Origin of the sequence: Kribbella sp. NPDC050459 (assembly GCF_040655315.1) — a bacterium.
Classification (GTDB): domain Bacteria; phylum Actinomycetota; class Actinomycetes; order Propionibacteriales; family Kribbellaceae; genus Kribbella.
In genome coordinates this window covers 453991-468991 of the sequence record NZ_JBFAJQ010000003.1, presented here as the reverse complement: position 1 = coordinate 468991, position 15001 = coordinate 453991, and the positions used below count along the sequence as shown (strand labels likewise).

The window sequence follows — 15001 nt, the reverse complement described above, 5'->3', positions numbered from 1 at the left end:
AGGACACCAGCCGGCGCCGGCTGCGTGGCAGTGCCGAACGACCCGGCTACGCGGGACGTTCGATCGCCGCGTGCGGAATGACCGCGACCGGGCAGGGCGCCTGGTGCAGCATGGTCTGGCTCACCGAGCCGAGCACGAGGCCGCGGAAGCCGCCGCGACCGCGGGATCCGACCACCAGCAACTCGGCGTCGGCGGACCATTCGAGCAGCAGTTCCGACGGATGGCCGGTCACCTCGACGAGTTCGGTGTCGGCGGCGAGCGCGTGCTGCCGGACCCCGGCGAGCAGCTCGTGGTCGTCGTCCTCGTCCGCTTCGAGGACCGCGACGATGCGGGCGGGCAGCCCGCGCCGCCGCGCGTAGTCGAGCCCGAAGTCGACCGCGACGTCGGCGGCCCGCGAGCCGTCGTACGCGATGACGACGCGGCTGCCGGCGAGCGCGTCGTCGGTGGGCCGGACGACGACCACCGGGCAGTGTGCGCGCGCCGCGAGTTCGGTACCGGCCGAGCTGACGATCAGCCTGAGCAGCCGTCCGGTGACCCGGCTGCCGATCACGATGAGATCGGCGTGCCGCGACTCCGTCAGCAGTACGGCGGCCGGGAAGCCGTCGACGCGCTCTCCGACGACCTCCAGGCCGGGCTCGAACTTCCGCGCCAGCTCGACCGCGTCCGCGACGATCTGGGCGGCCTGCGCCCGCAGTCCCGGCGCCATGTCGCTCGAGCCGAGGGGGACGCCCCGGAACTCCGCCCAGACGAACGCGTGCACCAGGTGCAGGGCCGCTCCGCGGGCGGCGGCTTCGGCGGCCGCCCAGCGGATCGCGTTGTCGGAGTCGGGCCGGCCGTCGATGCCGGCGACAACCTTCTTGGTGCTCATGGCGTCCTCCAGTGCCAGTTGCGGATCTCGGGCAGGTCCTCGCCGTGCTCGAGGATGTAGGCGTGGTGCCGGGCCCGCTGGTCGATCAGCCACTGGCGGACGTCGGCGGCGCGCTGCCCGAGACCGGGCACCCGGTCGATCACGTCGAGCGCCAGGTGGAACCGGTCGAGGTCGTTGCGCACCACCATGTCGAAGGGCGTCGTCGTGGTGCCCTCCTCCTTGTAGCCGCGCACATGCAGGTTCTCGTGGTTCGACCGCCGGTAGGTGAGCCGATGGATCAGCCAGGGGTAGCCGTGGTAGGCGAAGATGATCGGCTTGTCCGTGGTGAACAGCGCGTCGAAGTCGGCGTCGGCCAGGCCGTGCGGGTGTTCGCTCGCGGGCTGCAGCCGCATCAGGTCGACGACGTTGACGACGCGGATCTTCAGCGCCGGCAGGTGTTCGCGCAGCAGGCCGACGGCGGCGAGCGTCTCCATTGTTGGCACGTCGCCGGCGCAGGCCATCACGACGTCGGGGGTGCCGTCGTCGTTGCTCGCGAACTCCCAGACTCCGAGACCACGGGCGCAGTGCAGCGCGGCGGCCTCGGGCCCGAGCCAGTCGGCCTGCGGCTGCTTCCCGGCGACGACGACGTTGATGTAGTCCTTGCTGCGCAGGCAGTGGTCGGCCGTCGCGAGCAGCGTGTTGGTGTCCGGCGGCAGGTAGACCCGGATGACTTCGGCTTTCTTGTTGACGACGTGGTCGATGAAGCCGGGGTCCTGGTGCGAGAAGCCGTTGTGGTCCTGTCGCCACACGTGCGAGGTGAGCAGATAGTTGAGTGAGGCAAGCGGCCGGCGCCAGGGGAGGGCACGGGTGACCTTGAGCCACTTCGCGTGCTGGTTGGCCATCGAGTCGACGAGATGCACGAACGCCTCGTAGCAGGAGAACCAGCCGTGCCGTCCGGTCAGCAGGTATCCCTCCAGCCAGCCTTGGCAGGTGTGCTCGCTCAGGATCTCCATCACGCGGCCGTCGACGGCGAGATGCTCGTCGGTCGGCAGCACTTCGGCGTTCCAGGCCTTGCCGGTGACTTCGTAGAGCGCGTCCAGCCGGTTCGACGCGGTCTCGTCGGGCCCGAAGACCCGGAAGTTGCGGTGCGGCAGGTTGGCGCGCATCACGTCCCGCAGGTAGTCCCCGAGCACCCGGGTCGGCTCGTGGTCGGTCTGACCAGGCGTCTCGACCGGTACGGCGTACCGCGCGACGTCGGGCAGATCGAGGTCGCGCCGGAGCAGGCCGCCGTTGCTGTGCGGGCTCGACCCCATCCGCCGCGTGGGCTGCGGTACCTGCCGGAGCAGCCGCTCCACCGGTCTGCCGTCCGCGTCGAACAGCTCCTCCGGCCGGTAACTGCGCAGCCAGTCCTCCAGCATCCGCAGGTGCTCCGGCGACGTCCGTACGCCGGACAGCGGCACCTGGTGCGACCGCCACGTCCCTTCCACCGGTACGCCGTCGACCTCGCGCGGACCCGTCCAGCCCTTCGGCGTCCGCAGCACGATCATCGGCCAGGGACGGCGGGCCACCCCGTCGTGCGTCCGCGCCTCGGCCTGGATCGCCGCGATGTTGTCGAGCGCCTGGTCGAGGGTGAGGGCGAGGGACTGGTGGACGTGCTCGGGTTCCGCGCCGTCGACCAGGTACGGCCGGTAGCCGTACCCCTCCAGCAGCCGGGTGAGCTCGTCGTCGCCGATCCGCGCCAGCACCGCCGGGTTGGCGATCTTGTACCCGTTGAGATGCAGGATCGGCAGGACGGCGCCGTCGGTCCGCGGGTCGAGGAACTTGTTCGAGTGCCACGACGCCGCGAGCGGGCCGGTCTCGGCCTCGCCGTCGCCGATCACGCACGCGACGACGAGGTCCGGGTTGTCGAGTGCGGCGCCGTACGCGTGGCTGAGCGAGTATCCGAGCTCGCCGCCCTCGTGGATCGAGCCGGGCAGTTCGGGCGCCACGTGGCTCGGGATGCCGCCGGGGAACGAGAACTGGCGGAACAGGCGAGCCATGCCGGCCGCGTCGCGGGACACGTCCGGGTAGGTGTCGCTGTAGCTGCCTTCGAGCCAGGTGTTCGCCGCGATCGCCGGACCGCCGTGGCCGGGTCCGATGACGTACATCATGGTCAGTTCGCGGCGGCGGATCACCCGGTTGAGGTGGGTGTAGAGCATGTTGAGGCCGGGCGTCGTACCCCAGTGGCCGAGCAGCCGCGGCTTGATGTGCTCCGCCTGGAGCGGCTCGGTCAGGAGCGGGTTGCCGAGTAGGTAGATCTGGCCGGCGGCGAGGTAGTTGGCCGCGCGCCAGTAGGCGTCCAGGTCGGCGACTTCCTCGGCGGACAGGGGTTTTCCAGTGAGTTCGTGCACGAGTTCTCCTCCGCGAGGTCGACGATCTGGTCGACGGCCTCGAGATCGCGGTACCGGTGGGTGATGAGGAGCGTGGTCCGCCCCTCGGTGGCGTGGGTGATGTCCTGGATCAGGGCGTCGGCGGTCGGGCCGTCGAGGTGGGCGGTGGGTTCGTCGAGGACGAGCACGGCGGGATCGGCGAGCAGCGCGCGGGCGAGCACCAGGCGCTGGCGTTCGCCGCCGGAGATGCGGGTGCCGCGTTCCCCGACGGTGGTGGACAGCCGCTCAGGTTGGCGTCGGACCCAGGGCCCGAGGCGGACTCGGTCGAGCACGTCGAGGAGTTGCTCGTCGGTGGCGCCGGGATCGCCGATCAGCAGGTTCGCGCGGACGGTGGCGTCGAAGACGTGGTCGTCCTGACCGCACAGCACGACCTGCCGGCGGTACGACGCTTCGTCGAGCGCGGCGAGCTCTGTCCCGCCGAAGGTGACCTGGCCGGACTCGGGCGCGAGGAAGCCCATCAACGTCGCGGCGAGCGTGCTCTTCCCGGAACCGCTGGGCCCGATCAGCCCGATCCGCCGTCCGGGCCGCAGGTCGAGGTCGAACGTGCTGAGCGCCGGAGCGGCGGCGCCGGGCCAGCGCACGGTGACCTGCCGGGCCGACAGCGTGCCGGCGGCAGTGTCAGCCACGGTGTCGGCCACGGTGTCGGCCTTTTCGGTGCCCCAGGCAACAGATGGGACCGGGAGATCGCTCAGTGCCCGCAATCGGTCCGCCGCCTGCCGGCCGCGCACCAGATAGCGCGCCGCCGCGGGCAGCGGGGTGACGAGCTCGAACGCCGCCAGCGGTGTGAGGACCAGGACGGCGAGCAGGACGCCTGCGAGTCGTCCGTCGCGTACGGCGGGGACGCCGACGAGGATCTCGGCCGTGACGGTGCAGGCGAGTGCCGCGTTCGCGACGGCCGCGCCGGCTCCGGCCGACGACGCCGAGCGCCGCAGGATGCCCGTCAGGCGGGTGTCCTGCTGCCGGATCCGCTGCAGTCGTTCGTCGGTCTCGCCGTACGCGGTCAGGTCGGCGAGGCCGGTCAGCAACTCGTGGACGCTGGTGGTGAGTGTGGCCCTGGCCGGCGCGTAACGGCGCTCGGCCCGGGCGGACAACAGGAGCGAGGCCGCCGGGCCTCCGACTCCGGCCGCGACGAGCCCGAGCAGGAGGACCGCACCCGCTGCCGGGAGGAGTGCGGTGAGCAACGCGACGGTGGCGATACCGGTGATCAGGCTGATCGCGATCGGGAGCAGTGCCCGGACGAGCAGGTCCTGGATCGCGTCGACGTCCCGCGTCACCCGCGTCAGCAGGTCGCCGGCGCGGGACCCGCCGAGGCCCGCGGGCGCGGCGCGGTCGAGATCGATCCAGGCCTGGACACGGGTCCGGCCGAGGACCCTGAAGGCGGCATCGTGCCCGACCAGCCGTTCGGCGTACCGCAGCACGCCGCGCCCGATGCCGAAGGCGCGGACCGCGACGATCGCGACGGTCAGGTACAGCACCGGCGGATGCTGGGCGGCGCGCGAGATCAGCCAGGCCGAGGTCGCCATCAGGCCGATCGAACAGGCCATCGCGAGTACGCCGAGCAGCGCGGCGGCGCTGAGCCGCCGGAGCTCGGGGCGTGCGACGGTCGCCAGCCACCGCAGCGTCGTCATGCCGCTACCGCCGTACGGTCGAGCTGGACGACGTGGTCGCACAGCTCCAGCAGCGCGGGGCGGTGCGTGACGAGAACGACGGTGCGTCCCGCGAATGCTGCCGGGAGCGATTCGAGGAGCGCCTGCTCGGTGGCCGGGTCGACGCTCTCGGTCGGTTCGTCGAGCAGCAGCAGGGGAGCGTCGCGGAGGATCGCCCGGGCGAGCGCGATCCGCCGGCGCTGCCCGGCGGAGACACCGGCGCCCCGCTCGCCGAGCACGAGGTCCAGCGGTACGTCGACCCGCGCTGCCTGCGCCGCCCGTCGTACGGCGGCCTCGTCCGAGGAGGCGCCCAGCTCGATGTTGTCGGCAACCGTTCCGGCGAACAGGGTCGGGTCCTGGCTCAGCCAGGCGACGTTCTGCCGCCAGCGCTCGAGGTCGGCGCCGGCGAGATCGATGCTCCCGGCAAGAACCTGGCCGCGATCCGGCCGGACTGTCCCGAGGAGCAGGCCGAGGAGCGTGGACTTCCCGCCGCCACTGGGCCCGACGATGCCGGTGACCCGGCCGGGCGCGATGACGAGCGACACGTCGTCGAGCGCGCCCGGACCGGCAGCTTCCTCGCGACCCTGAACCGTGACACCTCGGAGGGTGATCCCGGCCGCGGGATCGGCCGACTCGTGGCCGGGCTCCGGGGTCTCCTGCTCGATCACCGTGATCAGCTGGTCGGCTGCGGCGAGTCCTTCGGCGCCGGCGTGGTAGTGCGTGCCGAGCAGCCGCAGCGGCAGGTAGGCCTCCGGCGCGAGGATGAGGACGAGCAGTGCCGTTTCGAGGTCGAGGCGGCCGTCCACGAGCCGGAGCCCGACCGAGACCGCGACCAGCGCGACGGACAGCGTCGCGACCAGTTCGAGCACCAGGGAGGACAGGAACGCGATCCGCAGGGTGGCGAGCGTCGTCCGTCGTTGCCGGTCGGCGAGCCGCCGGATCGTCTCGACCTGGGCGCGGGACCGGCCGAAGACCTTCAACGTGCCGATGCCGGCGAGGACGTCGAGGAAATGATGCGCGAGTGTCTGGATGGTCTCCCATTGCCGGGCGGTCGCGGCCTTGGTGGTGAGACCGACCAGGACCATGAAGACCGGGATCAGCGGCAGCGTCACCACGACGATGACGGCGCTCAGCCAGTCCGCCGCCAGCATGCGGGCCGCGACCACGAGTGGGACGATGCCGACGAGCACGAGTTGCGGCAGGTACCGGGCGAAGTAGTCGTCCAGGGCGTCGATGCCGCGAGTCGCCAGCGTGGTGAGCTCACCGCTGCGCTCGCCGGTCAGCCACCGCGGGCCCAGAGCAACGATTTTGTCGAGGAATCGCATCCGCAGCTCGGACTTGACCGCGGCGGAGCACCGTTGCGCGACCACCTCCGCGACCCACGCGAGCGCCGCCCGGCTGAGCAAGGTGGCGGCCAGCACCGCCAGCGGACCGCGGAGCCCATCGATGTCGAGCCCGCCGAGGAAGGCGTCGGCGATGATTCCTGCGAGCAGAGAGGCCTGGAGCAGGATGAGTACGGCCTGCGCGGTGCCGATCACGACCGACAGCAGCATCAAGGCCCTGGTGCTGCGGGTGTGCCGGAGCAATCGCCGATCGACGGCCGGCATCAGGCCACCTTCACGCGGGGGATGTCGTCACGGGTGAGCCGCCGGCGGAAGACCCAATACGTGTAGCCCTGGTAGAGCAGCACGATCGGCGTGAAGACCACCGCGACCCAGGTCATGATCTTCAGCGTGTACGGCGTGGACGCGGCGTTGGTCGTGGTGAGGCTGTACGCCGCGTTCGTCGTCGAGGGCAGCACGTCCGGGTAGAGCGTGACGAACAGTGTCGCCGCGGCGAGGACGATGGTGGCCGCCGTACCGAGGAAGCCGAGACCGTCGCGTCCTGCCCGCGACGCAAGGATGCCGCCGAGCAGGCAGACCGCCGCCAGCAGCGCCAGCGCCCAGGTGATCCACGAGCCGTCGTACGACTGGGTCCAGATCAGGAAGAGCGCGGCCAGCGGTACGGTCGCGCCGCCCAGCGGCAGCACCAGCGCGCGGGCGCGGTCGCGGACCGGCCCGTGTGTCTTGAGCGCGAGGAAGATCGCGCCGTGCAGGGCGAACAGGACCAGCGTGGTCAGCCCGCCGAGCAGTGCGTACGGGTTGAGCAGGGTGAAGAACGTACCGGTGAAGTCGTGGTTCGCGTTCAGCGGTACTCCGCGCACGATGTTGGCCAGGGCCACGCCCCAGAGCAAGGCCGGTACGGCGCTGCCGATCACGATCGCGAGGTCCCAGCGCCGGTGCCAGGCCTCGTCGTGGAGTTTGTTGCGGTACTCCAGGGCGATGCCGCGCACGATGAGCGCGACCAGGATGACCAGCAGGGCGAGGTAGAAGCCGGAGAACAGGCTCGCGTACCAGAACGGGAAGGCCGCGAAGGTGGCGCCGCCGGCGACCAGCAGCCAGACCTCGTTGCCGTCCCAGACCGGGCCGATGGTCCGGAGCGTGACCTGGCGGTCGACGGGGTCCTTGGCGACTGCGGGCAGCAGCATGCCGACGCCGAAGTCGAAGCCCTCGAGCACGAGGTAGCCGGTCCACAGGACCGCGATCAGCAGGAACCAGATGTCGGTGAGTTCCACGGTCGACTCCTCAGTACAGGAAGGCGGTGTCGGGCTCGGGTGCGTCGGCGCGCGGTGTCTGCGGCACGGTCCGGGCGAACCGGAGCAGCAGCAGGACCTCGATCACCGCGAGAACGGCGTACAGCAGCGTGAAGGTGATCATCGAGGTCAGCACCGATCCGGCGCCGACGGTCGGCGAGACGCCGTGGCGGGTCTGCATCAGGCCGAACACGATCCACGGCTGCCGGCCCATCTCGGTGAAGATCCAGCCGAAGCTGTTCGCGACCAGCGGCAGCAGCGGCAACGCGATCGCGGCCCGGACGAGCCAGCGCGACGGCTTGCGGCCGTCCTTGCGGATGTACCAGAGCGCGATCACCGCGACCAGCGCGGACAGCAGCCCGAACAGGATCATCAACCGGAACGTCCAGTAGGTGACGGGGATGTTGGGCTTGTAGCTGCCGGGGCCGAAGCGTTGCTCGTACGCAGCCTGGAGGTTGTTGATGCCCTCGACCTTGCCGCTCCAGGTGCCGGTCGCGAGGAACGACAGCCCGTGCGGCACGGTCACCGACCACACCTCACGCTGGCCGTCCAGCGATCCGATCGTCAGCAGCGAGAAGCCGGCCGGCTGCGACGTCTCGTACAGCGCCTCGGCCGCGGCCATCTTCATCGGCTGCGTCTCGGTCATGATCTTGCCCTGGATGTCGCCGGTCACGAAGACCGCGGCGGCGGCGACGAGCACCGTGATCGCGCCGAGCTTCACGCACGGGCGGAACAGTTCCCGGCGTTCCTGCCCCCCGTGCTTGTCACTGCGCAGCAGATGCCACAGCGCGATGCCGAGCATGAAGGCGCCGCCGGTCAGGAAGCAGGCGGCGACGGTGTGCGGGAAGGTGACCAGTGCGACCTTGTTGGTCAGCACCGCGCCGAAGTCCTGCAGCTCGGCCCGGCCGCTCGCGCGGTTGTAGGTGTAGCCGACGGGCCACTGCATCCACGAGTTGGCGGCCAGGATGAAGTACGCCGACAGTTGGGTGCCGATGGCCACGAGCCAGATCGACGCCAGGTGCACCTTCTTCGGCAGCCGGTCCCAGCCGAAGATCCAGAGGCCGAGGAACGTCGACTCGAGGAAGAAGGCGAGCAGTCCCTCGATCGCCAGCGGGGCGCCGAAGATGTCGCCGACGAACTTCGAGTAGGCGCTCCAGTTCATGCCGAACTGGAACTCCTGCACGATGCCGGTGACGACGCCCATCGCGAAGTTGACCAGGAACAGCTTGCCCCAGAACTGGGTGAGCTGCCGGTACTTGACCTTCCCGGTCCGGTACCAGGCCGTGTGCAGGCCGGCCACGAGCGCCGACAGGCCGATGGTGATCGGCACGAACAGGAAGTGGTAGACGGTGGTGATCCCGAACTGCCATCGGGCAAGGTCGATCGCATCCATGGCCCTCAGCGTCCCGGCAATCGGCGGTGCTGCCGTAGAGGCAAAGGTCCCGGCGGCCCGGGACCCAACGGCACTGGATCCGGTCCCGGGTCCCGCGGTGAGCTGGTGGAGTGTCGAAGGGAGCCGCGATGACGGCGGTGGAGCACCCGGGCGCGGGGTGGGACGTGCTGGCGTCGGACGGGTCGGTGGTGCGGATCCGGCCGGTGCGCGAGGACGACGAGCCGGCGCTGAAGGCGATGAACAGCCGCGTGTCGGACTTGTCGATCTATCTGCGGTTCTTCGGTATCAGCCGGCTGATGGCCGACGAGTACACCCATCACCTCGCCGCCGAGCAGGACGGCCACGTCGCACTGGTCGCGGAGTACGGCCAGGACGTCGTCGGGATTGCGAGCTACGAGATCCTCCGGGCGGGCGAGGCCGAGATGGCCTTCCTGCTGCAGGATTCCGTGCACGGCAAGGGGATCGGGACGCTGTTGCTCGAGCAGCTCGTCGCGACTGCCCGGGAGAACGGCATCCAGCGGCTGCGGGCCGACACGCTGGGGGAGAACGCGAAGATGCTGCGGGTGCTCGCCGACTCGGGGTTCGAGCAGGTCCGCAGGCTCGACAGCGGCGTGGTGGAGCTCGTGCTCGACACGGCGTACCACCCGGCGACCCTGGAGCGGATGGCCGATCGCGAGCGGGCGGCCGAGAACCGCTCGCTGCAGCGCCTGTTCTCGCCCCGGACGGTCGCGGTCATCGGCGCCGGCCGGTCGCCTGGCGGTATCGGGCACGAGGTACTGCGCAACATCGTCGCCGGCGGCTTCACCGGGACGGCGTACGCCGTGAACCCGCGGGCGACGCGGATCGCCGATGTCGCGGCGTACCCGACGATCGCGGCGGTGCCCCGGACGGTCGATCTCGCGGTGATCGCGGTCCCGGCCGAGCAGGTGACCGACGTACTGGCGCAGTGCGGCGCGGCGGGCGTCGGGGGCGCGGTCGTGCTGACCGCCGGGTTCTCCGAGCTCGGCGCGGCCGGTCGCGAGCTGCAGCGCGAGATGCTCGCGGTCGCCCGCCGGCACAGCATCCGGCTGATCGGGCCGAACTGCCTGGGCCTGGTCAACACCGCGGCGGAGATCAGGTTGAACGCCACGTTCGCCGAGGTCGCGCCCCGGCCCGGCGCGCTGGCGATCGCGGCGCAGTCGGGCGCGGTCGGTATCGCCGTGCTCGAGCACGCCGGCCGGACCGGGCTCGGCATCTCCGAGTTCGTCTCCCTCGGCAACAAGGTCGATGTCAGCGGCAACGACGTCCTGCTGCACTGGTGGGGCGAGCCGCGAACGTCCGTGATCGGGCTGTACCTGGAGTCCTTCGGGAACCCGCGCAAGTTCGGCGGCCTGGCCCGGATGATCGGGCGGACCAAGCCGATCCTGGTCGTGAAAGGCGGGCGGTCCGCGGGTGGCCGGCGTGCCGGTGCCTCGCACACGGCCGCGGCGGCGACACCGGAGACGGCCGTGGACGCGTTGTTCGCGCAGTCCGGCGTCCTGCGGATGGACACCATCGAGGAACTGGTGGAGACGGCCCGCGTGCTGGCGGTGCCGCCGCTGCCACGGGGCCGCCGGGTCGCTGTGGTCGGCAACGCGGGCGGCGCGGGGATCCTGGCGGCCGATGCCGCCGGCCGGCTCGGACTCGAATTACCCGAGCTGAGCGAAAGCGTGCAAAGACAGCTGGGGGAGGCCGGCGCCGTGGCGAGCGGGAACCCCGTCGACCTCGGCGCGGCCGCGTCGCCGCACAGCCTGGCCCAGGCGCTGCGGGTGATCATCGACAGCGGTGAGGCCGACAGCGTCGTGGTGAACTACGCCGTGACCAGGGCCGGCCGGGTCGAGGACATCTACGACACCATCGCCGCCGTCGCCGCGCCGGCCGACCTGCCGGTCGTCGTGAACTGCGTCGGTTCACCGCACGCCACGCCGGAGATCGCGCTGCCCGATGGGCGGCGACTGCCGGTGTTCCCGTTCCCGGAGAGCGCGGTCCGCGCCCTGGCCCACGCCGTTCGGTACGCCGAGTGGCGCGCCCGGCCGCAGGGCGTCGTACCGGTACTGGGGCGCGTGGACGTCGCCGGCGCTCAGGGTGTGGTGCGCCGGTTCTTCGAGCAGTCACCGGACGGGGGATGGCTGGACCCGCGCCACGCGAACCAGCTGTTGCGTCGTGCCGGAATCTCGGTGATTCCGGTGCTGACCGCTTCCTCCCGCCCGGAGGCGATCGCGGCCGCGGAGCAGGCCGGGTACCCGGTCGCCCTGAAGACGGCCGCGCCGGGTGTCGTGCACAAGACCGACATCGGCGGCGTGCGGATCAACCTGGCGGACGCGGCGCAGTTGGCCGCCGCGTACGACGATGTGGCGGCTGCCGCGGAAGATCCGCACGTGGTGATTCAGCCGATGGCGCCGGGCGGCACGGAACTCGTCATCGGGGCAGTGCGCGACCAGCTGTTCGGGCCGATGGTGATGGCCGGCAGCGGCGGGACGCTCACCGATCTGCTGGCCGACCGCCAGTGGCGTGGTCTGCCGCTGACCGACCTGGACGCGGCCGACATGGTGCGCTCGCTGCGGTGTGCGCCGCTGCTGGCCGGTTACCGCGGCGCGGACGCCGCCGACCAGGCCGCGGTCGTCGATGTCATCCACCGGATCGCCTGGCTCGCGGAGCAAATCCCGGAGCTGGCCGAGCTCGACATCAACCCGCTCGTCGCCGGTCCGGCCGGTGCGTTCGCGGTCGACGTACGGATGCGTCTGACGCCGGCCGTTCCCGAGCCCGACTGGCATGCCCGCCGGATGCGCGGCGACTGATCGGGGCAGGGCCGAGGAAGGCCGAGGAAAGCCGAGGAAGGTCAGGACGGTTGCCGTGCCGGCATCTGCTCGAACCGCAGGGCGACGTTGGCCAGCGCGCGGAGGGCGGCGACCGTCTCCGCGATCCGGCGGTGCGAGTCGATGGGGTGCACGGTGCGGAACAGGTCGTTGCGGAAGTCTTCGAGGGCATCGAGCAGATGCTCGATCTCGTCGACGACGACCGCGTCCGCCCCGCCGGCGAGGATCGGCAGGATGTGGCCGCGGAAGGCGACCAGCGTGTGCTGGGCCTCGGCCAGCCGGCGTTCCTCCAGGAACCAGTTGTCGGTCTGGCTGGAGTCCGCGATGTTGCTGAGCTCGGTCTCCCACCGGTCGATCTCCTGACGCAGGGTGGTGGTCATGACTGCTCCTTCGGGAGGAAGTCGGCGACCGGGCGGCGGTCGGTCCCGGTGTGGGAGCGGCTGTGGCCGAAGCGGATGATCATGTGGGCATGACCCGGGGCGCCGGTGAGGCGCTGCACCTTGCGGCGCAGGTCGTCGTACTCGAGCGGCTGGTTCAGGAACGACGCGCTGACCCCGTCGCGGGTCGCGGCGAGCAGCACCCGCTCGAGCGCGGCGCCGGCCGCCACCTGGTCGCTGGGGGCGTCGAACTCGGTGGACAGGACGGCGAGATCCGGATGCTTCTCGAAGGACCGCTCGGCGCGGCTCCGGTCGGTCGGCCGCGTCCCGAGGTCGCGGACGGCGGACGGGTAGCTGGCGGCGCGAGGTCCGAGCGCCGTGCTGGGCACTCCGTCGCCGGTGCGCCGGCCGCCGACCCAGTGCGCGCGTTCGGCGCGGCGCTGCCAGTCGTGGATCTCGCGCAGGTCGGCGTCGAGCACCAGGTCGAGGACGGCGCGGACGTCGTCCTCGCCCAGCCAGGTCAGCTCGGCGCCCTCGGCGTACGCCGCTCGCAGGAGCCGCACGCGGACGTCCTCGGTGAGTGGGATCGCGTCGGAGGGGTTCCGGTCGGTGTGCCGGTACGGGATCTGGACGGCGAGGTCGCGGAGCTCCTCGTCCCGGGCGGCGGTCGGTTCGAGCACGATCCGGGCGAGCAGGTCGGGTTCTTCCCGCGGGTACGGCGCCAGCCCGAACCAGGTGCCGTACCCGAGGCCTTCGGCCGCGCAGCGCAGGTTGAAGGTGGCGGCGCCGGCGGCGATCCGCATCGCCCGGCCGGTCGGGTCCTCGGCGGGAAGTGTGCGGGAGCCGTCCAGGTACACGTCGATCACGTGGCCCTCGACCTCGAACCGCCACGGCTGGGTGTTGTGCATGCTCGGTGCGGCCACGGCCGCCGCGAGCAGGACGTCGACGTCTTTCGCCGGCAGCTGATCGGACACCGGAGGCTCCTCCCACTGGTTCTCCTCCTTCAGGTTCGCCGGTGGGAGGCGAGTGGCGCTGCGGGCAAGAGTCCCGACCTGGCAGGCCGTTAGTCAGTGGGTGCGGTGAACTCCACGATCGTGCCGTGCGGGTCGTTGCCGGCGAGCCGGACGGTGCCGCCGAGGGACTGGGCCCGTTCGGTGAGGTTGCGCAGGCCGCTGCGCCGGGTACTGGAGCCGATGCCGGTGCCGTCGTCGGAGACGCGCGCGACGACCTGGCCGTTCCCGACGGTGACCTCCACCAGCGCATTCTGGGCGTTGGCGTGCCGGACGACGTTCGACAGCGATTCCCGCACCACCGCGAGGATCTGCGGGCGGACGGAGGCCGGCACGCCGGTGTCGATCGGTCCGGTGCAGATCAGCCGCGGACGGAAGCCGAGACCTTCGGCGTACTCCGAGACGAGCGCCTGGAGGTCGCTGCGCAGCGAGCTGGACTCCGGTGCCTGCTGCAGCTCGAAGATCGCGGCCCGCAGGTCGTGGATGGTGGTGTCGATGTCCTCGACCGCGCGGCCGAGGCGCTCCTGATGCTCGGGGCGGGCCATCCGGTGCATGCCCTGCAGTTGCAGGCCGGTCGCGAACAACCGCTGGATGACGAGGTCGTGCAGGTCGCGGGCGATCCGGTCGCGGTCCTCGAGGACGGCGAGCATGTCCCGGTCGTGCTGTGCCTGGGCCCGCTCGAGTGCCAGCGTGGCCTGGCCGGCAAACATCCGGACCAGGTCGGCGCCCTCGGTCAGGCGGCTGTTCGCCCCCTGTTCCAGTGCCACCACCAGCAGGCCGCCGGTGTCCCCACCTCCGGCCGGCAGCGGCGCGATGGTCGTCCGGCCGAGCGTGGCCGCCTCCGGGAAGCCGGTGAGGCCGCCGACGTCCTTGAGGACCTGAGCGAGGTCCTCGATCACGACCACCTGCCCGTCGTCGGAGACCACCTGGCGCAGCAAGGGCAGATCGGCCGGCAGCCGGCGGCCGACGTACCGGCCGTAGTCCGGCGGACCGTCCACTGCCCGCACGACGAGCTCGTCGTGATCGGCGATGAGGACGGCGCACACCTGCGCACGGGAGATCTCGCGGGCTCGCTGGGTGATCAGCTGGAGCGCCTGGTCGGCGTCGAACTCGCCGAGCATCAGCTGGGTGATCTCGGCGTTCACCTCGTGCCAGCGGCGGCGTTGCTCGGTGTCGGCGTACAGGCGGGCGTTGTCGATCACCACACCGGCGGCTGCGGCCAGCGCGGTGACCGTGCGCTCGTCGTCCTCGGTGAAGTCGGCGCCGTCGTTCTTCTCGGTCAGATACAGGTTGCCGTAGGCATGCTCCCGGGTCCGGATCGGGACGCCGAGGAAGCTCTTCATCGGCGGGTGATTCGACGGGAAGCCGTACGAGCGCGGGTGTTCGGCGAGATCGTGCATCCGGATCGGCTCCGGGTGCTCGATGAGCAGGCCGAGGATGCCGTGGCCCTCGGGATACGGGCCGATCGCGGCGATCTCCTCGTCGTTGACGCCGTGCGTGATGAACCGGACCAGTCGCCTGCCGTCCGGTCCGACGACACCGAGTGCGCCGTACCGGGCGTTGGCGAGCTCACAGGCCGCCGTGACGATGCGGTCCAGCGTGCTGTTCAGGTCGAGATCCGCGCCGATGCCGACGACCGCGTCGAGGAGCGCGCGCAGGCGTTCCTGGTACTCCATGATCTCGTCGACCCGGCCGAGCAGCTCCTGCAAGAGCGCATCAAGACGTACCCGGGACAGCCCGGCGTACTCCAGCGCCCCCTCGTCCCAGGTTCCACGTCCCGCTTGCGAGTCGCCCACCACTCGCTCAGCCTAGGGAATGGTGGGTGTCATGGGA

General features: G+C 71.3%; 10 protein-coding genes. 1 reads left to right on the top strand and 9 read right to left on the bottom strand.

What is annotated here, in order from left to right:
- Window positions 1-46: 46 nt before the first annotated feature.
- Genes AB0I12_RS13405 through AB0I12_RS13380 form a run of 6 tightly spaced genes read right to left on the bottom strand, consistent with a single transcriptional unit; the run spans window position 47 to window position 8947 of the window.
- Window positions 47-868, bottom strand: a complete 822-nt coding sequence (locus AB0I12_RS13405; protein ID WP_359928837.1) for a universal stress protein — start codon at window positions 866-868, stop codon at window positions 47-49.
- Entirely contained in the window at window positions 865-3189 is a 2325-nt protein-coding gene (locus AB0I12_RS13400) for a phosphoketolase family protein (protein WP_359929756.1), read from the bottom strand. Before AB0I12_RS13400 ends, AB0I12_RS13405 begins: the two co-directional genes overlap by 4 nt.
- The gene (gene cydC, locus AB0I12_RS13395; protein ID WP_359928835.1) at window positions 3117-4904 is read right to left on the bottom strand and encodes a thiol reductant ABC exporter subunit CydC; all 1788 of its coding nucleotides are present in this window, start codon (window positions 4902-4904) and stop codon (window positions 3117-3119) included. Before cydC ends, AB0I12_RS13400 begins: the two co-directional genes overlap by 73 nt.
- The gene (gene cydD / locus AB0I12_RS13390) at window positions 4901-6529 is read right to left on the bottom strand and encodes a thiol reductant ABC exporter subunit CydD (protein ID WP_359928833.1); all 1629 of its coding nucleotides are present in this window, start codon (window positions 6527-6529) and stop codon (window positions 4901-4903) included. The genes cydC and cydD overlap by 4 nt, the downstream gene beginning before the upstream one ends.
- A complete protein-coding gene (gene cydB / locus AB0I12_RS13385) occupies window positions 6529-7536 on the bottom strand; it encodes a cytochrome d ubiquinol oxidase subunit II (RefSeq protein ID WP_359928831.1) in 1008 nt (335 codons plus the stop codon). Before cydB ends, cydD begins: the two co-directional genes overlap by 1 nt.
- Before the next feature lie 10 nt (window positions 7537-7546).
- On the bottom strand, window positions 7547-8947 hold the full coding sequence (locus tag AB0I12_RS13380; protein WP_359928829.1) for a cytochrome ubiquinol oxidase subunit I: 1401 nt from the start codon (window positions 8945-8947) through the stop codon (window positions 7547-7549).
- Between the two features lie 128 nt (window positions 8948-9075).
- On the opposite strand from AB0I12_RS13380, the gene AB0I12_RS13375 reads away from it, so the two are divergent.
- Window positions 9076-11763, top strand: a complete 2688-nt coding sequence (locus AB0I12_RS13375; RefSeq protein WP_359928827.1) for a GNAT family N-acetyltransferase — start codon at window positions 9076-9078, stop codon at window positions 11761-11763.
- Between the two features lie 41 nt (window positions 11764-11804).
- On the opposite strand, the gene AB0I12_RS13370 is transcribed toward AB0I12_RS13375, so the two are convergent.
- From AB0I12_RS13370 to AB0I12_RS13360, 3 genes are all read right to left on the bottom strand, one after another.
- Complete coding sequence (locus AB0I12_RS13370) at window positions 11805-12161, bottom strand: hypothetical protein (RefSeq protein WP_359928825.1); 357 nt, start codon at window positions 12159-12161, stop codon at window positions 11805-11807.
- Window positions 12158-13132, bottom strand: a complete 975-nt coding sequence (locus tag AB0I12_RS13365) for a hypothetical protein (RefSeq protein ID WP_359928823.1) — start codon at window positions 13130-13132, stop codon at window positions 12158-12160. Before AB0I12_RS13365 ends, AB0I12_RS13370 begins: the two co-directional genes overlap by 4 nt.
- An 89-nt stretch (window positions 13133-13221) precedes the next feature.
- Window positions 13222-14964: a GAF domain-containing protein gene (locus AB0I12_RS13360; RefSeq protein ID WP_359928821.1), complete on the bottom strand. Its 1743-nt coding sequence runs from the start codon at window positions 14962-14964 to the stop codon at window positions 13222-13224.
- Window positions 14965-15001 lie beyond the last annotated feature (37 nt).